23 protein-coding genes are annotated in these 20,602 nt (G+C 60.4%); 4 read left to right on the top strand and 19 right to left on the bottom strand.

The window, feature by feature from the left end; translation table 11 throughout:
- Window positions 1–115: 115 nt before the first annotated feature.
- The 5 genes from JW799_RS12480 to JW799_RS12460 form a co-directional block, all read right to left on the bottom strand.
- Window positions 116–685 carry a methylated-DNA--[protein]-cysteine S-methyltransferase gene (locus JW799_RS12480; RefSeq protein ID WP_080832923.1) on the bottom strand — a complete coding sequence of 190 codons (570 nt, stop codon included), beginning with the start codon at window positions 683–685 and terminating at the stop codon, window positions 116–118.
- A gap of 42 nt (window positions 686–727) precedes the next feature.
- A complete protein-coding gene (gene queG / locus JW799_RS12475) occupies window positions 728–1,960 on the bottom strand; it encodes a tRNA epoxyqueuosine(34) reductase QueG (protein WP_205430046.1) in 1,233 nt (410 codons plus the stop codon).
- 124 nt (window positions 1,961–2,084) lie between these two features.
- On the bottom strand, window positions 2,085–2,678 hold the full coding sequence (lepB, locus tag JW799_RS12470) for a signal peptidase I (protein ID WP_205430044.1): 594 nt from the start codon (window positions 2,676–2,678) through the stop codon (window positions 2,085–2,087).
- On the bottom strand, window positions 2,675–3,265 hold the full coding sequence (locus JW799_RS12465; protein ID WP_080832926.1) for a DUF402 domain-containing protein: 591 nt from the start codon (window positions 3,263–3,265) through the stop codon (window positions 2,675–2,677). The genes lepB and JW799_RS12465 overlap by 4 nt, the downstream gene beginning before the upstream one ends.
- Window positions 3,266–3,405: 140 nt before the next feature.
- A complete protein-coding gene (locus JW799_RS12460; protein WP_080832927.1) occupies window positions 3,406–3,825 on the bottom strand; it encodes a GNAT family N-acetyltransferase in 420 nt (139 codons plus the stop codon).
- Between the two features lie 440 nt (window positions 3,826–4,265).
- Between JW799_RS12460 and JW799_RS12455 the strand changes: the two genes are divergently transcribed.
- Window positions 4,266–4,880 carry a superoxide dismutase gene (locus JW799_RS12455; RefSeq protein ID WP_080832928.1) on the top strand — a complete coding sequence of 205 codons (615 nt, stop codon included), beginning with the start codon at window positions 4,266–4,268 and terminating at the stop codon, window positions 4,878–4,880.
- 436 nt (window positions 4,881–5,316) lie between these two features.
- On the opposite strand, the gene mutY is transcribed toward JW799_RS12455, so the two are convergent.
- Together mutY and JW799_RS12445 are read right to left on the bottom strand one after the other, a co-directional pair.
- A complete protein-coding gene (gene mutY / locus JW799_RS12450; RefSeq protein ID WP_080832929.1) occupies window positions 5,317–6,513 on the bottom strand; it encodes an A/G-specific adenine glycosylase in 1,197 nt (398 codons plus the stop codon).
- 4 nt (window positions 6,514–6,517) lie between these two features.
- Complete coding sequence (locus JW799_RS12445; protein WP_205430042.1) at window positions 6,518–7,402, bottom strand: helix-turn-helix transcriptional regulator; 885 nt, start codon at window positions 7,400–7,402, stop codon at window positions 6,518–6,520.
- 89 nt (window positions 7,403–7,491) lie between these two features.
- Between JW799_RS12445 and JW799_RS12440 the strand changes: the two genes are divergently transcribed.
- Window positions 7,492–7,863, top strand: a complete 372-nt coding sequence (locus JW799_RS12440) for a c-type cytochrome (protein ID WP_080832931.1) — start codon at window positions 7,492–7,494, stop codon at window positions 7,861–7,863.
- A gap of 67 nt (window positions 7,864–7,930) precedes the next feature.
- Here the strand turns inward: JW799_RS12440 and acpS are convergent, their stop codons facing one another.
- From acpS to JW799_RS12415, 5 genes are all read right to left on the bottom strand, one after another.
- Entirely contained in the window at window positions 7,931–8,326 is a 396-nt protein-coding gene (gene acpS / locus JW799_RS12435; protein ID WP_205430040.1) for a holo-ACP synthase, read from the bottom strand.
- Between the two features lie 6 nt (window positions 8,327–8,332).
- Window positions 8,333–9,142, bottom strand: coding sequence for an ammonia-dependent NAD(+) synthetase (gene nadE, locus JW799_RS12430; RefSeq protein WP_205430037.1), 810 nt, complete (start codon window positions 9,140–9,142; stop codon window positions 8,333–8,335).
- Between the two features lie 145 nt (window positions 9,143–9,287).
- Complete coding sequence (locus tag JW799_RS12425; protein WP_080832937.1) at window positions 9,288–9,722, bottom strand: BrxA/BrxB family bacilliredoxin; 435 nt, start codon at window positions 9,720–9,722, stop codon at window positions 9,288–9,290.
- Between the two features lie 103 nt (window positions 9,723–9,825).
- The gene (locus tag JW799_RS12420) at window positions 9,826–10,038 is read right to left on the bottom strand and encodes a hypothetical protein (protein ID WP_205430035.1); all 213 of its coding nucleotides are present in this window, start codon (window positions 10,036–10,038) and stop codon (window positions 9,826–9,828) included.
- Window positions 10,039–10,062: 24 nt separating this feature from the next.
- Complete coding sequence (locus JW799_RS12415) at window positions 10,063–10,188, bottom strand: spore protein (protein ID WP_205430034.1); 126 nt, start codon at window positions 10,186–10,188, stop codon at window positions 10,063–10,065.
- A 167-nt stretch (window positions 10,189–10,355) separates the two neighbouring features.
- Here JW799_RS12415 and JW799_RS12410 point away from each other — a divergent pair, with 167 nt between their 5' ends.
- Entirely contained in the window at window positions 10,356–11,624 is a 1,269-nt protein-coding gene (locus tag JW799_RS12410; RefSeq protein WP_205432943.1) for a BaiN/RdsA family NAD(P)/FAD-dependent oxidoreductase, read from the top strand.
- 430 nt (window positions 11,625–12,054) lie between these two features.
- Here the strand turns inward: JW799_RS12410 and JW799_RS12405 are convergent, their stop codons facing one another.
- The 5 genes from JW799_RS12405 to xylA all read right to left on the bottom strand — a co-directional run bounded on the left by JW799_RS12405 (window position 12,055) and on the right by xylA (window position 17,689).
- A complete protein-coding gene (locus JW799_RS12405; protein WP_080832944.1) occupies window positions 12,055–12,423 on the bottom strand; it encodes a hypothetical protein in 369 nt (122 codons plus the stop codon).
- Window positions 12,424–12,530: 107 nt separating this feature from the next.
- Window positions 12,531–13,856 (bottom strand): ABC transporter permease, encoded by a 1,326-nt coding sequence (locus tag JW799_RS12400; RefSeq protein ID WP_205430033.1) that lies wholly within the window; start codon window positions 13,854–13,856, stop codon window positions 12,531–12,533.
- Window positions 13,853–14,617: an ABC transporter ATP-binding protein gene (locus JW799_RS12395; protein WP_205430032.1), complete on the bottom strand. Its 765-nt coding sequence runs from the start codon at window positions 14,615–14,617 to the stop codon at window positions 13,853–13,855. Before JW799_RS12395 ends, JW799_RS12400 begins: the two co-directional genes overlap by 4 nt.
- A 171-nt stretch (window positions 14,618–14,788) precedes the next feature.
- Window positions 14,789–16,285, bottom strand: coding sequence for a xylulokinase (xylB, locus tag JW799_RS12390; RefSeq protein WP_080832948.1), 1,497 nt, complete (start codon window positions 16,283–16,285; stop codon window positions 14,789–14,791).
- An 87-nt stretch (window positions 16,286–16,372) separates the two neighbouring features.
- On the bottom strand, window positions 16,373–17,689 hold the full coding sequence (xylA, locus tag JW799_RS12385; protein WP_080832950.1) for a xylose isomerase: 1,317 nt from the start codon (window positions 17,687–17,689) through the stop codon (window positions 16,373–16,375).
- Between the two features lie 159 nt (window positions 17,690–17,848).
- Here xylA and JW799_RS12380 point away from each other — a divergent pair, with 159 nt between their 5' ends.
- Window positions 17,849–19,009, top strand: coding sequence for an ROK family transcriptional regulator (locus tag JW799_RS12380; RefSeq protein ID WP_080832952.1), 1,161 nt, complete (start codon window positions 17,849–17,851; stop codon window positions 19,007–19,009).
- A gap of 602 nt (window positions 19,010–19,611) precedes the next feature.
- On the opposite strand, the gene fucU is transcribed toward JW799_RS12380, so the two are convergent.
- Both fucU and JW799_RS12370 read right to left on the bottom strand, forming a co-directional pair.
- Window positions 19,612–20,043 carry an L-fucose mutarotase gene (gene fucU / locus JW799_RS12375; protein WP_205430031.1) on the bottom strand — a complete coding sequence of 144 codons (432 nt, stop codon included), beginning with the start codon at window positions 20,041–20,043 and terminating at the stop codon, window positions 19,612–19,614.
- A gap of 26 nt (window positions 20,044–20,069) precedes the next feature.
- The gene (locus tag JW799_RS12370; protein ID WP_205430030.1) at window positions 20,070–20,525 is read right to left on the bottom strand and encodes an RrF2 family transcriptional regulator; all 456 of its coding nucleotides are present in this window, start codon (window positions 20,523–20,525) and stop codon (window positions 20,070–20,072) included.
- Window positions 20,526–20,602 lie beyond the last annotated feature (77 nt).

The raw sequence follows: 20,602 nt of genomic DNA, 5'->3' as shown, positions 1-20,602 counted from the left end.
CCGCCGAATGTTGCCTCGTGGCGTTTTTATTTCAATAATACTCCATAATTTCGGCAAGTTCGCCGAAAAGATGAAGCCCGAAAGCCAGGAAAGCTTCATGCCGCCGAAAAAATCTTCATTCAACCGCCGCTTTCGCTTTCGTCCGTTCCAGCGCCAGCAGCCGTTCCTTGACGTCAAGTCCGCCGCCGTAGCCGACCAGGGCTCCGTTCGCGCCGATGATGCGGTGGCACGGCACGATGATCGGAACCGGATTGCGGTTGTTCGCGCCTCCCACCGCCCTCACCGCCTTGGGTTGGCCGATGGCGGCCGCTATGTCGCGATAGGATGCGGTACTGCCGTAGCCGACATCGCAAAGCGCTTCCCACACCCGGCGCTGGAAGACGGTGCCGCGCATATCGAGCGGCACCTTGAATTCCGTCGTATTTCCCCGGAAATAATCGGCGAGTTGGCGAATCGTATCTTTCAGCATCGAATCGTCCGCCGCGCGTACGAAAGCGAAATCCCGCCACCACTGCCTCGCCCAGGCCGCAAGGAACGGCTCGCGCTCGCTCCAGCCGCCGAAATCGAGCCGGCATATTCCGTCATCCGTCCGGCACAAAAGCAGCGTACCGGCCGGCGATTCCAGCTCCGTCCACTTGATTTCCGCCTTAGGCTCGCGTTGGTTGATGAAACCTCTGTTCCGCATCCGCTCGTCCTCCTGAATCGGCGGCCGCCAGGGCAGCCGCCGCTATTGTCGAACCGGTGTTTTCGGCTTTGCCGGGCGGCGACGCTTCGCTTCGCCGCCGGAATCCCCTTCCCGCAGCCGCGCAAGCGCCCGCTCGGCGGCTTCCTTCACGCGATCGTCCGCATCCGAAACGGCCGCTTCCCGCAGCGCCGCTTCCGCGTCGACGCCGCCGATGCGGCCAAGCGCCCAGGCCGCCGTAGCCCGCAGCTCGTAACGCGGGTCTTCGCGCAGCACGCGGACGATGTCCGGCACGGACGACGCATCGCGAAAGTTGCCGAGCCCGATGAGCGCGTTGCGCTGAATCGGCTTGCGGCCGCGCCAGGCGGCCGCGCTCGCTCCGAACTTTTCCTTGAACTCCCGATTGCCCATTGCGAGCAGCGGCCGCAGCAGCGGCTTCGCCGTCTCCGCGTCGGGCAGCAGCTCCGCATGGTGCCGGGCGTCCTTGCCCCGGTTCGCCGGGCAAACGATCTGGCACGTATCGCAACCGTACAAGCGGTTGCCGATTTTCAGCATCATCTCGTCGGATACGATTCCCTTCGTTTGCGTCTGAAACGAAACGCACTTCTGCGCGTCCAGCTCCCCCGGGCCGACGAGCGCGCCGGTCGGACAAGCGTCGATGCAAAGCGTGCAGTCGCCGCAGCCTTCCTCGGCCGGCGTATCCGGCGGCAAGGGCAAGTTGGTGATCATTTCGCCCAAATAGACCCACGAGCCCCATTCGCGGGTCAGAATCATCGTGTTTTTGCCGCTCCAGCCGATGCCGGCCCTTTCCGCCACCGCCCGGTCCGACAGGGCGCCGGTGTCGACCATCGACGCGCCCCGGGCTTCGGGCACCCGCTCCGCCAGCCAGGCGGCAAGCCGCTCCAGCCTGCGGTTCAGCACATGGTGGTAATCCTCGCCCCATGCCGAACGGGACAAAATCCCCCGTCTGCGCCCGGGTTCGGACACCGGCGGGTTATGCAGCTTGGACGGGTAGGCGACGGCAATCGCGATGATCGACTTCGGCTCGTCGAACAGCAGCGCCGGATTCGTCCGTTTGTCCAAATCCGGCTCCTCGAAGCCGGACTCCCGCCCGAGCTCGCGGTGGCGGAGCAGCCGTTCCTTCAATTCCGCGAACGGATCCGCCGACGCGACGCCGATTTTGTCGATGCCAAGCTCCGGAGCGGCTTTCACCATCTCCTCCTTCAACTTCCGCCAAAACTCCGCGCTCCGCGCGGGAGAACGATTTGCCGTCGTCATTTCGCCATGCCTCCCTCCTTTTCCGTCCGCCGCATAGGGCTCGGGTTCTCTCCAAACGTCCGCCGCATGCGGCGCGTTTTGCTTCAAAACGCTATCGGCCGCGCCGCAGGCTTCGCTGCAATCATTATAGCCCCGACCACCGGGTGATCGGCCACAAAATCGCTTCCGCCCTGCCCTTGACGAAGCTTTCCGGAACTTCGTCGAACGTCCGGCTGTCCTTGCTGGAACCGAGATGGCGATTGTCGCCCATTACGAAATAGTGCCCCTCGCTCACCGTCACCGGCCCGAAGTCGCCGTCCTCGATCGGCGAATCGGTATACGGCTCGATCCGCAGTTCGCCGTTGACGTACAGATGGCCGCCCCGGATTTCGAGCTTGTCGCCCGGAATTCCGATTACCCGCTTCACGAGCAGGCTTTTCCGGTCCGGACCGTCGCTCGGGTCTTTCAGGATCACGACGTCTCCCCGATCCGGACTGCCGAATCGATAAGAAAGTTTGTTCACGAACAGCCACTGCTTCTCATGCAAGGTCGGTTCCATCGAAATGCTTTTTACCGTCGACAGCTGAAATACGTAAGCCCTCAGTAAAACAACGACGACCAAGGCGACCAAAAGCGCCTTCGCCCAATCCCGCAGCTCCTTGGCCCAAGCGGGCCGCTCGGGCCGGGAAGCGCGGGTTCTGCCGGGAGTAACAGCGTCAAAAGAGGGCCTTTCGCTCATAGGCTAACGTCTCCTTTGCCGATCGATTGGCCTTTCCATTCGGCATAATAGCGCCGTACCTCCGCTTCGTCGAACGGTTCGCTTTGCGCCGCGATCCGCGCTTGAAGCTTCATCAGCCCTTCCTCGACCCTGTCGCGCACGAACGGACTGTACCGGTATTCTTCCTTGTGCCGATCGTATTCGTCGCGGTCGAGCTCCTGCATGGCGCCGTCCGGAAACAGCACGACATCCAAATCGTAATCGATGTAGGTCAACACGTCGTCGTACCGGTAAGGAGGGGAGGCGATATTGCAGTAATAACGGACTCCCTTGTCTTCGAGCAAGGCCACGATATTGAACCAATGGCCCGGAATAAAAAAAGACACCGCGGGCACGCGGCTGATCCATTCCTTGCCGTCCGCTTCCCTGATCGTCGTATGGTCGTTGACGAAGATCCACATGGACTGCTCCGCATGGCGGGGATGAAGCAAACGGTCCGGCACCTGCCAATTTTCCAGCCAGACCCGGTGCAGCGAGCCGTTGTTTTTAAAGCTTTTGATGATACAGCGTTCATAAGGGGATAAGGACGACTTTCCGCTGCTCTCCATTCGCGACACCTGCCCGGCACCAATTCAATGTATTATAAGAAAAGCATATCTTATGTCCAAAAGCAACCGAATTTCCTCGGCGCCTCCCGGCACGTAAGATATGCTTTCCTTTTAATGGGGAATTGCGCGTCTTATTAACGTTATCCGGCAACGATCGACAAAGGCCTGTTCAGCTTGACCATGTCCGGGGCGTCTCCCAATCTTTCGTAAAAAGGCTGCAGATGCTCGTTATGCTTGTCCACCGCGACCAAAACTTTAAGGACGTTGCGTTGACGGAACCTGGCGTTCAGCGCCGTCACCAGCGACCGGCCGACTCCGCGGCGGCGGTGATCCGGATGAACCGCAATTCGGTATACGTAGCCGTTTTGCTTGTCGATCGTTCCGATCATGACGCCCAAAATTTCCTCTTCTTCCTCCGCGACGAGAACCAATTCGCTATCCCAAGACAATTGACGGGCCAGAGCCTTCAACGTCTCCTTGCAACACTCTTCCGACAATGAAACCTCCAGCAAATCGGAAACAGACCGGTAATCCGACAGTTGAAACGTGCGAATTTTCATCATAACGCTCCCCGGTTCGAGATAAGATTGGCTTGGCCACTTCTTTACAGCAAGTTAACGTAAATCTAATTTTACGACAAATTTTCGAAAATTTCTCCCCCTTTTGTTAAGAAAGCATAAAAAATTTTTTCGAAAATCATTAGAAATCACTTGAAAACGCTTAATATAAAGCGCTTTCTTGGTGTTTTCTCAAGAAACCTCCCGCTTAAGCCGTTTTCGGACGAATTTCGACGTTTCCGCACGGACTTCGATTGTAACGGCCTTCATTTCTTTTTCCCGACAGCCGGACGTCAAGTTTCGAACCTATCCCCGATGGGTATAGTAAAATCGTGAGCTTTCGCGTAACCGACTTTCTAAACATTCTCGTTGATTTAATATCGGAAATCAGGGATAATAGAAACGGGTTACATATTCCGAACTTTGAGGAGGTTCTCTGAAACATGGCACATGAATTGCCCGCGCTTCCGTATTCGAAAGAAGCTCTCGAACCGCATATCGACGCTACGACGATGGAGATCCACCACGGCCGCCATCACAACACGTATGTTACGAACCTGAACAAAGCGCTGGAGTCCGCTCCGGAACTCGCCGGCAAGAGCGTAGAAGAACTGATCGCCGACCTGAACGCCGTACCGGAAAGCATCCGCACCGCCGTTCGCAACAACGGCGGCGGCCATGCCAACCACTCGCTGTTCTGGCAAACGATCGCTCCGAACGCAGGCGGCGCTCCGACCGGCGCCCTGGCTGCCGCGATCGACAGCGAGCTGGGCGGCTTCGATAAATTCAAAGAAACGTTCACGGCTGCCGCCACGACCCGCTTCGGCTCCGGCTGGGCTTGGCTCGCGCTGGGCAAAGACGGCAAGCTGAAAGTGTACAGCCTGCCGAACCAGGACAGCCCGATCATGGAAGGCGACACGCCGCTGCTCGGCCTGGACGTATGGGAGCACGCTTACTACCTGAAATACCAAAACAAGCGCCCCGACTACATCGCCGCTTTCTGGAACGTCGTCAACTGGGAAAAAGTCGGCTCCCTCTACGACGCCGCGAAGAAGTAATCGAACCTTGATCCAGCAAGAAACGCCGGAACGAATATTCGTTCCGGCGTTTCTTGCGTTCGGCAAGCCGTCGCGCGGGTTCGCATGTGCTTGGCTTTGACGGCTTATGCTTCGTTGGATTTTGTCCACTCAACTCCGGCTTTTTTGCGATAACCGTCATCTTGGTTGGATTTTGTCCAGTCAGGCGAGGCCTTTTTGGAGATTTCGGCCGAAAAGCCCGGTCCTCGTTGGATAAAATCCACTGTAGACCGGGGTTTTCCCGTTTCTCGCTCCGTCGGTTGGATAAAATCCAACCTAAGGCTGCCCGCCCAGGGTTCCATAAGCCCAAACGCCGCCTGCCCGTGTCCCAGAGCGTCCTATCGGGACGGCGATGCGCGCCGGGCACCGGGCCGTCGCAGCCCAGCTCGCCGCCTCAGCCCGCGCCTGCCGTCGCGAGCTAGCGCTCCCCGGCCGCCCGGGCAAAATGATCGTCGAGAATTTTGCGGAAAACGTTGGGCCAGGCGAGCGCCTCGAACTGTTCCCGATCGATCCACCGGTACGAATCGGGCAGCGCTTCCCGGCCTTCGGTCTTTGCGGCATCGCCGACTTCATACGGCGATAACGTCTCGCGCGCCGCCGAGGCGGGCTTGGCCCCTTCGGCCGCCTCGGCGAAGCCGGCGCCGTCCGCCTCCCACACCCGCAAATACCAATGCAGGTGCGAAAACACGTGCTCCGCCTCGCCGGCATAGCGGCGCGGCAGCACGCGCAAGCCTTCGGCGGCCAGCGCGCCCGCAAGCCAGTCGGGGCCGGCTTCGTCCGACCGCCACGACTCGACGTCCGCCGCCTCGACGTGCGGCAGCTCCCACAGCTTCGCCAGCAGCCCCTGCTCCGGCCGCTGCCGGACGAGCACCCGGCCGTCGTCCGGCCGCACCGCCAGCACGGCGAGCCGGTGCTGCGGCTTCGGCGGCTTCGCCTTGCTTTTGACCGGCAGCTCCGTTTCCCGTCCTGCCAGCCTGCCCGCGCAGCATTCCATGACCGGGCAGGTCAGGCAATGCGGCGAACGCGGCGTGCAGACGAGGGCGCCGAGCTCCATCAGCGCCTGGTTGAACTCGCCGGCCTCCCCCTCGGGGATCAGCTCCTCGGCGAGCACTTCCATTTTGCCGCGCGTCGCCGGCCGGGCGATATCGTCGTCGATGCAAAAAAATCGCGACAGCACCCGCATGACGTTGCCGTCCACCGCGGGCACCGGCCGGTTGAAGGCGATGCTCATGATCGCTCCGAGCGTATAGGGCCCGACGCCCTTCAATCCGGACACCGCCTCTTTGTCGTCGGGAATAGAGCCGCCGTAAAGCTCGGTCACCTGCTTCGCGGCGGCCTGCAGATTGCGGGCCCGCGAATAATAGCCGAGCCCTTCCCACAGCTTGAGAACGTCCTCCTCCGGCGCTTCGGCCAATTCGCGCACGGTCGGGAAGCGCTCGACGAAACGGTTGTAATACGGGATGACCGTATCGACCCTCGTTTGCTGAAGCATGATTTCCGAGATCCAGATCCGGTACGGGTCGCGGCTTCTTCGCCAGGGCAAGTCCCTTTTCTGGGATCGGTACCATTCCAGGAGCCCGCGGGAAAAATAAGCCTTGAGTTCGGTTTCGTTCATCGTCTTAAAAGCCGTCCTCCTTCTCCGGCCGCTCCCTCTCTTCCATGCCCGGAAAAATGCCGGCCAATTTGCGGTAACGGCTGGGCGCCAGCCCCGTATGCGACTTGAACATCCGGGAAAAGTAATATATTTTCATGCCGATTCGGTTGGCCACGTCGGAAACGTTGCATTCCGGCTTGAGCAGCAGGCTCCGGGCGATTTCCATTCGGCGCTGGTTCACGTACTGAATCGGGGAGCATCCCATCATGCTTTTGAAAAACACGATAAAATAGTTCGGATGCAAAAACACTTGCCGAGCCAACTCCTCGACGGTCAAGTTCTCGCCGATGTGCTCGTCGATGTAGCGGAGGACGATGCCGATTTTCTCCATTTCCTGGTTCGGCGCCTCGGTCTCCTTGCCCGCGTTTTCGGGCAAATGCTCGAGATAGGAGCTGATCAGCTCCAGGATGGCGGCTTTGATTCGAAGTTTGGAGGTCGGTCCGGATTCGAGCGACAGGCGCTTCATTTTATCCAGCAGCCGCTCCGCTTCTTCCGTTTCGATTTTCACCGCGTACGGGAGCCGCAGCAGGCGGTACATATTCCAGTCGCCGTAGCCGTCCCGGAAATGGCACCACTTGAACGCGAAATCCGCTTCGCCTCCGGCCCGGATATCGTGCCGGGTTCCCGCGAAGACGATGCTGCTGCAGCCCGGTTTCAATGCGATTTCTTCGTTTTCCAGCAGCAGTCTCCCTACCCCGCGAACGACGTAAATAAACCGGTTGCAATCGTACGCGTCCAATCCGTCGCCGCGCGTATCCGCGGCCGCGAGCGTCGTCTCGGATGCAGCCGTCACATCCACGTTCATTTGTTCGAGATGCTTCATTAATATGCTAAAATAAGGACGGGTCATTTGTGCTCCTCATGGTGTCTGATAGATTCTGCTATGGATTCGACTTTCTATTATATATGCAAAAATAAAAATTGAAGGAGATACGTCTCTTGGTAAATCATCCCTGCCTGTCGCAGCCGCGCGCCTTCAAAAAAATTGCCGCCGTCGCTTCGGCCGTCGGCTTGGCCGTTATCCTCGCCGCATGCGGAAAAGGCGGATCGACCGCCGCCCCGTCCGGCTCCCCGGTCGAGGGACCGGAAGAGACTCTAATCCTGTACCGCGACAATTGCGTTTCCTGCCACGGAGCCGATCTGGCCGGAAAAATGGGAGACCCCTCCGATTTGCGGAATGTCGGCGACAGATTGACCCGCGAGCAAATTCGCGAGCAGATCGTCCAGGGCGGGGACCTCATGCCGGCGTTCGGGGGCCGTCTGACCGATGAAGAAATCGACGCCCTCGCCGCCTGGCTCGCGAATCGTTGACGGCCGCTCGATCCGCGGGTTTCAGCAGCAAAAACCCGGTCGCCCCGCAAGGCTTCCGGGCCTTTTTTTATCGCCGGTCTTCCACGATGGCCGTCGCGGCCGCGGTGCTGCGTTCGTGCGTGATCGCCACGTGAACGATCCGCTCCCCCGCCGCAAGGCCCAGCCGCTCCCAGGCTCGCGCCGATACGCTGCACACGGGCTTGCCTCCGGCATCGGGCAGCACCTCGATGTCGCGAAAGCCGACGGCCGCTCCGATCCCGCATCCCAGCGCCTTGACGACGGCTTCCTTGACGGCGAAGCGTCCGGCCGCGAATTCGACGGCCCGCCTCTGCGGCAGCGCGCGGTAACGCTCCTGCTCCGCGTCCGTAAGCACGCGCGCGACAAACCTCTCCCCCGCTTGCCCGGCGAGAATGCCTTCCATCCGCTGCAGCTCGACCAAGTCCAGTCCGATCCCGACGATCATGGCCGTTTAAATGCCGGGAATCGGCTGGCGCTTGTGCTCGGTCCGCAGGTAATGGCGCTCCAGAATTTCCCTGGCCTTCGCGTCGATTTCCTTGCCTTCGAGGTAATCGCTGTTCGCCTCGTAGGAAACGCCGAGCTCGCCCTCGTCCGTTTGCCCTTCCCACAATCCTGCCGTCGGGGCCTTGTCCACCACTTCCGCCGGAACGCCGAGACGGCGCGCAAGCTGGCGCACCTGCCGCTTGTTAAGCGAGCTCAGCGGCGTCACGTCGACCGCGCCGTCGCCCCATTTCGTGTAAAAGCCGGTCAGCGCCTCCGATGCGTGATCGGTCCCGACGACGAGCAGATTCAGGTCGAACGCAAGCGCGTACTGAACGACCATTCTCGTGCGAGCCTTGACATTGCCTTTGCCGCCGCGGCTGATGTGCCGGTGAATGCCGAGCGATTTGAACGCGTACTCGGTTTCCAGCGCGATTTCGTCCACCGCTTCGGCGATATTCGTCTCAACTTTGTGCGTCAGCTTGAACGCCTCGGCCACGGCGTAGCTGTGGTGGATGTCTTCCTGCTCGTTGTACGGCTGAAATACGCCGAGCGTTATGTATTCCTTCCCCGTTTCCGCGGAAAGCTCGTCGGTCGCCATTTTGCATAGTCCGGTCGTCACGGCGCTGTCCACGCCTCCGCTGATCGCGATCAACAGGCCGGTCGTTCCCGACTTTTTGACGTAGTCTTTCAAAAAATCGACCCGGCGCCTGATTTCCTCGTCGGCGTCGATCGTCGGCTTGACGCCAAGCTTGGCGATAATTTCCTGCTGAAGACTCACCGCTGACCACTCTCCGTTTCTACTATGAAAACTTCTTTCCTATCGTTATCTTAAACGGGCAACGGCCCGATCAAACCGTCATGTCCGCGACTTCGCTGTGCAAAAAGCCCGCAAGTCCGGTGACCGAACCTGCGGGCTAACCGATTCAGCGGCAGAAACGGTCAAACGCAGCCGTCAAATCGCCGGCGATTTCGCCTGCGCTGCGGTTTTCGATTTGGTGGCGTTCGATGAAATGAACGAGCTCGCCGTCTTTCAGCAGCGCGATCGAAGGGGAAGACGGCGGATACGGCGCGAAATATTCGCGCGCCTTGGCCGTCGCTTCCTTGTCCTGTCCGGCGAACACCGTGTACAGGCGGTCGGGCAGCGCGTCGTGCTTGAGCGCCTCGGCCACGCCGGGACGGGCCTGGCCTGCGGCGCAGCCGCAAACGGAGTTGACGACGACGAGCATCGTTCCCTTCTCCTCCGCGAACGCCTCCTCCACTTCCTCGGGCGTCCTGAGCTCCGTAATGCCGATCCGCGTCAGGTCGTCGCGCATCGGTTGAATCATGTCCAGCATATATCTTTCGAAAGACATCGACATCTTTCCAGCCTCGCTTTCCGTATCGGTAATTAGCGAATGATCCGCTCGTTTTATTATACCGCGCTGCCGCGAGAACCGTCAAAAACAAAACCCCGACGCATCGTCAGGGTTCGTCCAGCACTTCCGGAACGGGAAAATTCGGATCGAGATACGAAACCGCGCCGAAGGAAGCCGTGCTTCCCCTGGCGAACCCGCTCCGGCTTTTCGGGCCGCGCTTGCCGCCGTCTTCCGCCCGATGCACCCATCGGTCTTCCGGATCAAAAGGCTCGAATGCAAAATCGTTCCGGCGCTTCGTTGTTTCGCGGTTGTCGGTCATGGCGTAACCTCCGCTGTTCGCCGTTCAGGTCGAAGGACGATTCGGCCCGTCCAGCTTTTTATCGTAACCTTTGTCTGCGGGCGAGCGATTCCGCCGGCTCTTCGAATCGGGCTTGCGAACTTCCGGGGAAGGAAACTGCGGATTGGACATGGGTGCATCCTCCTTGTCTGGATGGTTCGACCTTAGGTTCTGCAGCCGCGGCCGCTTTTATTCGCGGTTCGCGCCAGCCCCCCCTCCGGCAGGAATCGCGGAACCGATTTGTGCTACAATAACGGAATCGGAACTTTAAAATTCGGAAGCCGGGATGCGTGAAAAAGATGTGGGATGTCATTGTCGTCGGCGGGGGGCCCTCGGGCTTGATGGCCGCCATCGCGGCGGCGGAAGGAGGAGCGGCCGTCCTGCTCCTCGACAAGGGGGACAAGCTCGGGCGCAAGCTCGCTATTTCGGGCGGCGGGCGCTGCAACGTGACGAACAACAAGGATACGCAGGAGCTCATTCGCTTTTTGCCCGGGAACGGCCGGTTTTTGACCAGCGCGCTGTCCCGATTCGGAAGCCGGGAAATCGCCGCTTTTTTCGAAGATCTCGGCATCGCCTTGAAGGAAGAGGACAACGGCCGCATGTTTCCGGTTACGGATCGGGCGAAAACGGTCGTCGATACGCTCGTCGGGCGCGTGCGCGGCGCCGGCGTCGAAGTTCGCGTGTTCCAAAAGGTGGACAAGGTGCTGTACGCGGAAGGCCGCGCGGCCGGCGTGCGGCTCGAATCCGGGGAGCGGCTCTTTTCGCGATGCGTCGTCGTCGCGACCGGCGGGAAATCCGTCCCGCATACCGGCTCCACCGGGGACGGCTATCCGTGGGCGGAGGAGGCGGGGCATACGATCACGGAGCTGTATCCGACCGAGGTGCCGATCAAGTCGAGCGAAAAATGGATCGAGCAGCGGGAGCTGCAGGGACTTTCGCTGCGCGACGTCAACTTGACCGTATTGGACGGCCGGGGCAAAAGCGTCGTCTCGCACGAGGGCGATATGATTTTTACGCATTTCGGGCTTTCGGGACCGGCTGCGCTGCGCTGCAGCCAATTCGTCGTCATAACCGCGCGGGCGGGCAAAGGGCCGGTCACGATCGCCATCGACCTTTTCCCCGGGGAGCATGCGGAACAGTTGGCTGCCGGCTGGGGCGCCGCCGCGAAAGCCGAGCCGCGCAAGGCCGTCAAAACGATCGTGAAAGCAAAGCTCCCGGAGCGGATGGTCCCGCTTCTGCTGCGGCTCTCCGGCCTGGACCCGGACGGCGGCGTCGCGAACGTTCCCAAAGCGGCCTGGCTGGGGCTCGCGCAATTGTGCAAAAGCTTTCCGGTCCGGGCGTCGGGCACGCTTTCGATCGAGGAAGCGTTCATCACCGGCGGCGGGGTCCACGTCAAGGAAATCAATCCGTCCACGATGGAGTCCAAGCGGACGCCGGGACTTTTTTTCTGCGGAGAGGTGCTGGACGTCCATGGCTATACCGGCGGCTACAATATAACGGCGGCGTTCGCTTCCGGTCGCGCGGCCGGCACGGCCGCCGCGGAGGCTTGCAGGTCGGGGCAAGCCTGAACGCAGCCCTTCCGCTTCCGTCCGAACCCGCAGCTATCGCCGGCATTCGCTTCGAGCCGCCGATTTTCTTCTCCTCAAGCCCGGCGGAACTTCGCATCGAGCCGCCGAAGATTCATTGGATTTTGTCAGATTTTGTCCAACGAACAGCGGGAATTTCGCGAACTTTGCCGTCTTCGTTGGATTTCATCCAATCGAGCGACGCCTTTTGACCCAATTCTCCCCGATCCGACCCTCCTCGTTGGATAAAATCCAGTCTAGGCCGCGAGTATCTTTTATTTCGCTTTGCCGATTGGATAAAATCCAACGTAGGCGAAGTTTTCGGCGATTGTAACCTTATAAGCATGAAAAAGGCCGGAGAAGGCGCTCGATCCGCGATTTCGCGGGCCGAGCCTCATCGGCCTTTTCTTTTTCCTCGTACTGGCACTCCCGCTTATCTCGCCTCGAAATGATCGTAGCTTTCCGGATCGGGGTCGAACCGGGGCTCTTCCTCAACGTCTCCGGCCGTGTACGTCTCGAGAGACGCCCAATCCTCGTTGACGGTGTGCGCCGGAATCGGAATCGCGTCCATCTCGTAAGCGTCGTCGGCGCACATGGCCGCCTCTCCGGACGATTCTTCCAACAATTCGCCCCCGTGGCTTTGGACGATTTCCAGAGCGGAAGCCAAATCTTCCCGGACGACATGAATGTGCAGCCTTCCCTGTTCGTGCGCTTGCGGATCGTAGCCGAGCTCCTGCAGCGTATCGAAGGCAAGCTTGGCCGCGGATTCGTTCGGAAACTGAAACATCAGAGCGGCGGACATCGCGCATCTACTCCTTGATTCGGTATCGATTTCCCGCTTAATGTTCCCAAGATTTCCGCTTGCATGTACGCTTCCCAACAATTCGATCCGCCGTCCGCAAGCCACGGTTAGGCCTCCCGATGTCTCGCCTCCTCCTCCCGGCGCTTCCCGTCTTCCTCCCGACGCTTCCGTTCCCGGTTGCGCAAGCCGTCGATTATCCAGCTTGCCCCCCGCCATCCGGCAGGCCAACCGATCAGGGGAACGATCCATACGGCAATCCAATAAAGCCCGCCGAACGATAAACCGATTTTGCAGCCGAGAGCGGTGCCCCACAGGAGAAACAGCGGCATAAACATCGCCCGGACTCCGATCGTTTCGGCGCGCTCGAGCGAGCCGCTCGCCCAGGTCAGCATGGCGACGAACCGCTCCGCCGCCCAGCGCTGCCATTGCCCGCGGAACCAAAGCAACGCGACGAGGCCGATCAGAGGCCATGCCGCGAGCCCCAGGCCGACCGGCGAAAGCGCGACGGCGGCGCAGCCGAGGACGGCAAACAAGAGCAGCGCCTGAAGGTTATCCGCGTCCCTTAGCTTCGCTTTCAGCCACAGCTCGGCCGCGCGGCGGTCCGTGTCTCTCGGCCCCGGAAGCCGCAAGCGCGAGAACGAAAGCAGCGGTTTTCGCCTTCTCGGCAGCTTCGGCAATCCCCCCGAATCGTAAAACAAAAACCGGATGCAAGCGGAATAAGCCTCCCCTTCGACCGTCAATTCATGCGCGAACGTTCCTTTCGCCCGCAGCCGAAGCAGAGCAAGCAAAAGGGAAACGATAAAGAGCAGGAAAACGGCTGAAGCCAGCCCAACCGGATGCGCGACGGCTGCGGTCATTCCGGCCGTCCATGCGAAGATGAAAGCAATTCTCGCGCCCCATAACGCGACCGGCCGCCGCCAGCCCGAAAGACGGCGTTCGAGCCCATCCCGCGCCATCGTCCACGCGTATCCGAAAAAAGCGGCGGCAAGGCCGGCCTGAAAGGCAATCGCGAGGTTCCAGCCGAACTTAAGGTCAAGGACGGGCGCAAGAAGCGCCAGAACGGCCGCCGCCGTCAGCATCCGGACGAGCAGCGTATAACCGAATCCGATATGGAGCATGTTCTTCGTCCACCGCCCGCTTCGGCGCAAAAACAACCCGTCCCCTTCGTAAGCGAACGTCCGGACGCGGGCTCGGAGCATGAACATGCCCAGAACGGCGAATACCGCCTGGACGTTCGCATAGTCAAGCCAAGCCGGCGGATTCAGCCACACATCCCGGTACAGATTCGCCCCGACGAACAGGCCGGGAAGCACGATGTACAGCTGTACGGTCCAGTCCAGCGTCAACCGCCAGCATTTCCAGATTTCGCGCCAGAAGCGAGCGATCCGGGACAACGCGAGCGGCGCGGGCCTGAACCTTCGTCCCGCGTTCACGGGCGCTCCTCCTCCCGCGTCAGCACGCGAAAGCATTCGAACAAAGGCGTCCCGTCCGGGCAGCCCGCCGCCTGCCGGATGTCGGCCAGCGTCCCGGACGCCGCGATGCCTCCCTCGTGCACGAGCACGAACCGGTCGCACAGCCGCTCCGCCGAATCCAGCACGTGCGTCGTCAGCACGACCGCCGCGCCGCGGGCCCGTTCCTCGTCGAGCGCCTCCAGCAATTCCATAATCGCGCCCGGATCAAGGCCGATAAACGGCTCGTCGACGAGAAACAGTTCCGGCTCCAGCAAAAAAGCCGCGATCAGCATCGTTTTTTGCTGCATGCCTTTCGAGAAGCGAACCGGGTATTCGTGCTTCGCCTTTTGCAGGCGAAACCGGGCCAGCAGTTGCTCCGCGCGCCGCTCGAACCGTTCCTCGGGAATTTCGGCCGCCGCGGCGACCAGCTGCAAATGCTCCCAAAGCGTGAACCGGTCGTAAATAATCGGCAGTTCCGGGATATAGGCGATCCGGCGGACGGAGTCCGCGCCGCCAGCGCGGCCGTTCTCCTCCCCGTTCCAAACGATCCGCCCCTTCCAATGGCCGAGCTGGCCGAGCAGCCCTTTCATGACCGTGCTTTTGCCGGCTCCGTTCGGTCCGAGCAGGCCGAGCCGCTCCCCCGGCCGCACGTCGAACGCCATATTGCGCAAAATCGGTTTGCCCGGCTCGTAGCCGGCTTCCTCGATAACGGCCTGCAGGCAAAAACGTTGAGCTTCCTCCAATTTTGCACCTCGTTTTCCGATCGTTTGTTCTTTTTTACGAAGAAGCCTGTCCCTCGTTGCAAAAGCAAAGAGCCCCCTCCGGTTACCGGCCGGCGCTGCGGGGGCTCTTTTTAAAGGGAGGCAACCGATCGCGAGTGACAAGTTGCCTGTTTTTTATTGTATCGGATTCCTTTACTTTCGGAAAGCGGCAAGCGCTTCATTCAAGCCTTTCGTCTGGCCGTATACGTCCTGGTAAACCCGGAACAGCTCGGCGTAACGGCGGGAGCGCTCGGGATCCGGTCGATAGACGGTCGCGCGCTTCACGAAAACGTCGGCGCATTCGTCAAGCGACGGGAACCAGCCGCAGCCGGCCGCGGCCAGCATCGCCGCGCCCAGGCCCGGCCCTTGCTCGTTCTCGAGCGCGACGACGTCCGCCCGGAAAATATCCGCCTGCATCTGCAGCCAGACGGGATTTTTCGCGCCGCCGCCGATCGAGACGATCGTGTCGACCGTCTTGCCCGCCTTGCGCAAAATATCCACCGTCTCGTTCAGCGAGAACGTAATGCCTTCCATGACCGCGCGCGCGAAATGCGTGCGGGTATGCGAGCCGTCGACGCCGACGAAGCTGGCGCGAATGACGGAATCGGCGTGCGGCGTGCGCTCCCCGACAAGGTACGGGGTGAACAGCAGGCCGCCCGCTCCCGGCGGCAGATCGCCGACGCCGGCAAGCAGCGCGTCGTACGATTCGCCCTTGGCAAACGTGTTGCGGAACCAGCTCAGGCTGTAGCCCGCGCCGAGCGTGACGCCCATGGCGTAAAACGCGTTTTCCTTGCCGTGATTGAAAAAGTGCACCTTGCCCTTGTAATCGGCCGACGCATCCGGCTCGTACGTCAAAATAACGCCCGACGTGCCGATGCTGCACAGCGTCACGCCCGGCTTCACGATGCCCGCGCCGATCGCTCCGCAGGCATTGTCGGCGCCGCCCGCGAACACCTTCGTCGCGGGCGAAAGTCCCGTAAGCCGCGCCGCTTCTTCGGACAGCGTGCCGACCAGGGCGCCCGCTTCCACGAGCGGGGGGCAGAAGGACGCCGGAAGACCGAACGTTTTCAGCACGTCCTCGCTCCACTTTTTGCCTGCGACGTCCAGCATCAGCGTTCCGGCCGCGTCCGACAGATCCATATGAACCGCCCCGGTCAGGCGGTAGCGCACGTAGTCTTTAGGCAGCAAGAAGCTTGCGGCCTTCGCGAACTTGTCCGCCTCATGCTGGCGAACCCATTCGATTTTCGGCAGGGTGAAGCCCTCCAGCGCCGGGTTGCGCAGGATCGCGAGCAGCTTGTCTCCCAGCTTCGCTTCGATTTGCCGGCACTGCTCGGTCGTCCGGGTATCGTTCCACAATATCGCCCGCCGCACGGGGCGAAGCTCCGCATCGAGCAGCACGAGGCCGTGCATTTGCCCGGAGAAGCTCATCCCTTCGATCTCTTCCGGCGCGACGCCGGAGCGCTCGATCAGCTCTTTCACGGACTCGGCCGTGCCCGTTACCCAATCTTCCGGCTCTTGTTCGCTCCAGCCCGATTTTTCATGATATAAAGGATACTCCCGCGTCGCTTCCGCGCGCACCGTCCCGTCTTCGGAAACAAGCAGCGTCTTCACCGCGCTCGTGCCCAGGTCGACGCCGATGACGTATTTCATCCGATTGTCCTCCCTCGCGCGAACCGCCCCTCGGGAGCCATTCCACGGGGGGCGGTAACTATTGATCTAAATTTAAGGCGCTAAATATTAAACGCTGAAAATAACTTCGTTCAGCGTAGCCCGGATTTGCTCCAGGCGGCCGGATTTGTTGACGATCGGCTTTTGCTCGTTCAGGACGTAAGCTTCAAGGGATTTGAGAGAAGCTTTGCCGGAAACGATTTCCGCTCCGATGCCTTCTTTGTAGCTGGCATAGCGGGCATCGAGAATGTCGTCGATGATGCGCTCCTCGACCAGCTTCGCCGCCGCCTTCAGGCCGTGCGCGAACGCGTCGATGCCGGCGATGTGCGCGAAGAACAGATCCTCGTCTTCGAACGACGTCCGGCGGACTTTCGCGTCGAAGTTCACGCCGCCTTTGCCGAGGCCGCCGGCTTTGACGATTTCGAACATGGCGAGCGTCGTGCTGTACAAATCGAACGGGAATTCGTCCGTGTCCCAGCCGAGGAGGTAGTCGCCCTGGTTCGCGTCGATGGAACCGAGCGCATCGTTGATGGCCGCTACGCGCAGCTCGTGCTCGAACGTATGGCCGGCCAGCGTCGCGTGGTTCGCTTCGAGGTTGAGCTTGAAGTGCTTTTTCAGATCGTATTTTTGCAGGAACGACAGCGTCGTCGCCGCATCGAAATCGTACTGGTGCTTCGTCGGCTCCTTCGGCTTCGGCTCGATCAGGAACTGCGCTTCGAAGCCGATTTCCTTCGCATAGTCGACCGCCATTTGCAGCATGCGGGCCAGGTTGTCGAGCTCAAGCGCCATATCGGTATTGAGCAGCGACTCGTAGCCTTCGCGGCCGCCCCAGAAGACGTAGTTTTCCGCGCCCAGCTCCTTGCCGACTTCGAGCATCTTCTTGATCGTCGCGGCGGAGTAAGCGAACACTTCGGCATTGTTGGACGTGGAGGCGCCGAAAACGTACCGCGGATTCGTAAACAGGTTGGCCGTATTCCACAGCAGCTTCTTGCCGGTCGCTTGCTGGTATTCTTTCAGCTTGGCGACGATGACGTCGATATTTTTGTTCGTTTCGGCGAGCGTCGCGCCTTCCGGAGCGATGTCCGCGTCATGGAACGCATAATAGGGAACGCCGAGCTTTTGCAGCAGTTCGAAGTTCGCTTCCACGCGCGCTTTCGATCTGTCGAGCGGAGACAGGGAATCCCAGCTGCGGACCGCAGTGCCCGCGCCGAACGGGTCGGTGCCGTTCGCGTTGAATGTATGCCAATACGCAACCGAGATGCGCAGATGTTCTTCCATCGTCTTGCCGAGCACGACTTCCTTCGCGTTGTAGTGCTTGTAGGCAAACGGATTTTTGGAGCCGCGTCCTTCATACTTGATTTCGGGAACATTAGGGAAAAAGCTCATGAATAGGACCTCCTGTTTATGGTGAAATCGCTTCACAATCTAAGAATAGCACGTTAAACTTAGTTTGTCTATCGACTAAACTAAGTTGCAGGCCCTCGTTATTGTGGTATGATGGAGGCATTCTTATGAATTCGGCAGCTAAGGAGCTTTTGAAGGACCATGAGCGTGACAACAGGCGATCAGGCGATGATCAAGCGTTTGAATACGGCGATCGTGCTGGAGGCGATTTTGCGCGACGCCCCGCTTTCGAGAGCCAGAATTTCCGAAACGACCGGACTGAACAAAGCGACCGTCTCGAGTCTCGTTCAGGATTTGATCGACAGCAAGCTGGTCGTCGAGACCGGCACGGGCGCGTCCAGCGGGGGCCGCAAGCCGGTCATGCTGGAATTCGTGGCGACGGCGGGCTATGCGATCGGCATCGATCTTGGCGTGGACGACGTGCGAGGCGTATTGACCGACCTGCGCGGCAACGTCGTGCTGGAGCGGAGAGCGCCGCTCCCCTCGTTCGACCCCGACCGCGTGTTCGGGGAGCTGCGCCCGTTCATTCAGCAATTGATGGACGAGGCGCCGACCAGCCCGTTCGGGATCGTCGGCATCGGCGTCGGCGTCCCGGGACTTGTCGATCGGCAAGGCTCGGTGCTGTTCGCTCCGAACATGGACTGGCGGGACGTCCCGCTGCGCGAAGCGCTGAGCCGCACGTTCAACCTGCCCGTCATGATCGACAACGAAGCCAATGCGGGGGCGCTCGGCGAGCAAAAATTCGGAAGCGGACGAGGCGTTTCCAACATCGTTTATATTAGCGTGGGCATCGGGATCGGCACGGGGCTCATTTTGCGCCGCAGCCTGTACAAGGGGGCGTCCGGCTTTTCCGGCGAGCTCGGCCATATGACGATCGAGGCCGGCGGCAAGCTTTGCCGGTGCGGCAACCGCGGCTGCTGGGAGCTGTACGCTTCGGAGCTGGCCCTCCGGGAAGCCGAAAGCGGCAAAGGCCGCGCCGATTTGGACTCGGCGCTTGCGGCGGCGGAAGCCGGAGATGCCGAAACGCGGGCTTTGTTCGCCCGCATCGGCGAGTACATCGGCATCGGCATCGCCAACATCGTCAACGTATTCAATCCGAACGCCGTCGTCATCGGCAACCGGATGAGCCGGGCCCGGCCGTGGCTGGAGGAAGCCGTGCGGCGGACGGTGGAGGAGCGGGCGCTCGGCTTCCACCTGCACAACGTCAACCTTTTGTATGCCGAGCTCGGCGACCGTTCCGCCGTCATGGGCGCGGCCGAGATGGCCATTTCCGCGTTTTTCGACCGGTTGAAATCGGCGTAAGGGGCTGGAGGATTTTCGGCGCCCCCAGGCCATAGCCCGCCCGCGGCGATCGCCTGGGCCGAGGCGTATAGAGGGCTAACGGCAGCCAGGGGCGCCGGTTCGGCATTTGGAATTTTTCGCGTCGCGCGCAGCCCCCAGCGCGCGGCGGCGGCAGGTAAACCACGTGCGGCCTTGAGCGGGATGTGCGCAAGGTCAGGGAAGCTTGATTGGATTTCGTCCAACCAAAATCGGCTTTTTCGCGAAACTTTGCAGCTTCGTTGGATTTTGTCCAACCTGGCGAAGCTTTTTCGGCGTTTTTGCCCGAATTCCAAGCTCCTCGTTGGATAAAATCCACTCTAGCTAACGGTTTCCGCATTTTCCTCTCTCTCAATTGGACAAAATCCAACATAGGTCTTCCTTCTCCTAGAGGTCTTCCTCCTCTTAAATGTCCCAGCCTCCCCGCCTCCGACGTCCCCTAAGCGCTTCTGCAAAAACTCTTTCGTAACGCGAAGAAACGAACTTAAACTTTCCGACAGGCTAAAAAGGGACCTGGAGAACGCATGCCGTCCTCCGGGTCCCTTATAAGCGCAAACCATGTGCCGCCGCCCCGAATGCAGCCCGGGTTACGGCTTGACGACGCCTTTTTTCAAAATGACATTCGCGTACAGCGCGCTTTCGCCCGTCGCGACGACCGCGTACGCCTTTTTCGCCCTTTCGTAAAAAGCGAATCGCTCGACTTCTTCGAACGGCGCTTCGAGTCCCGCCCTTTCCCGGATGACCGCCAGGTATTCGTTCCAGATCGGCGTTTCGACCGTATCGCCGGGTACGACCTGCATGAGCGCGACCGGCTTTTCCACGTAAGGGTCGAGCGGGAACAATCGCAGGATCGCGTCCAGCAGCTCGGGGATGCCGTGGCCGTCGCAGCGGATCAATCTTTGCGCATGGCTCGCGGCGGGAAAATTCCCGTCCCCGATGACGATTTCGTCGCCATGGCCCATTTCCATCAGCACTTTAAGCAGTTCGGGCGAGATGAGCGGAGATATTCCGTACAGCATCGATCATTCCTCCGATTAATCTGGTTTCAAGCTTGAAGCCCGTACACGTCCCGGATCAGATCGGCGATCGTTCTTCTCTCGAGTACGTCCATGAGCCTCTTTTCCGATTCCCGGACGACTTCCATAAAAACAGGCTTCACTTCCGTTCCGATGGCGCCGTCGTTCGCCGTGTCCATCATGCCCGAGAACAGCGGATCGACAATATGAAGGGCGCGGTAAACTTCCGCCAGCGTGATCGTGTCCGGGGATTTCCGCAACGCATACCCGCCGTCGCGGCCTTCGCGGGCCTCCACGATGTCGGCTTTGGCGAGCAGCGCCAGGATGCGGCGCGTCAACGTCGCTTCGGTGCAAATTTTCAGGGCGATTTCCCCGCTCGGACATCGGGATTGGTTGCAGGCATGATGGCTCAAATAAACCAGAGACTGCAGCGCGTAACCGAACCATCTCGGCGTGGCCGCTCCTCCGCACTTCTCGTTTTTCATGCGATCCCCCATCCCTGTCGTGTCGGATTCCGTCTCTATCAGTATAGCCTATGAATGCGCTTCCTGTCTCCATGCAT

The sequence above is a fragment of the Cohnella algarum genome (assembly GCF_016937515.1).
GTDB lineage: Bacteria > Bacillota > Bacilli > Paenibacillales > Paenibacillaceae > Cohnella > Cohnella algarum.
Note: the sequence above shows the minus strand (reverse complement) of the source record. Positions and strands in the feature narration are given on the sequence as shown.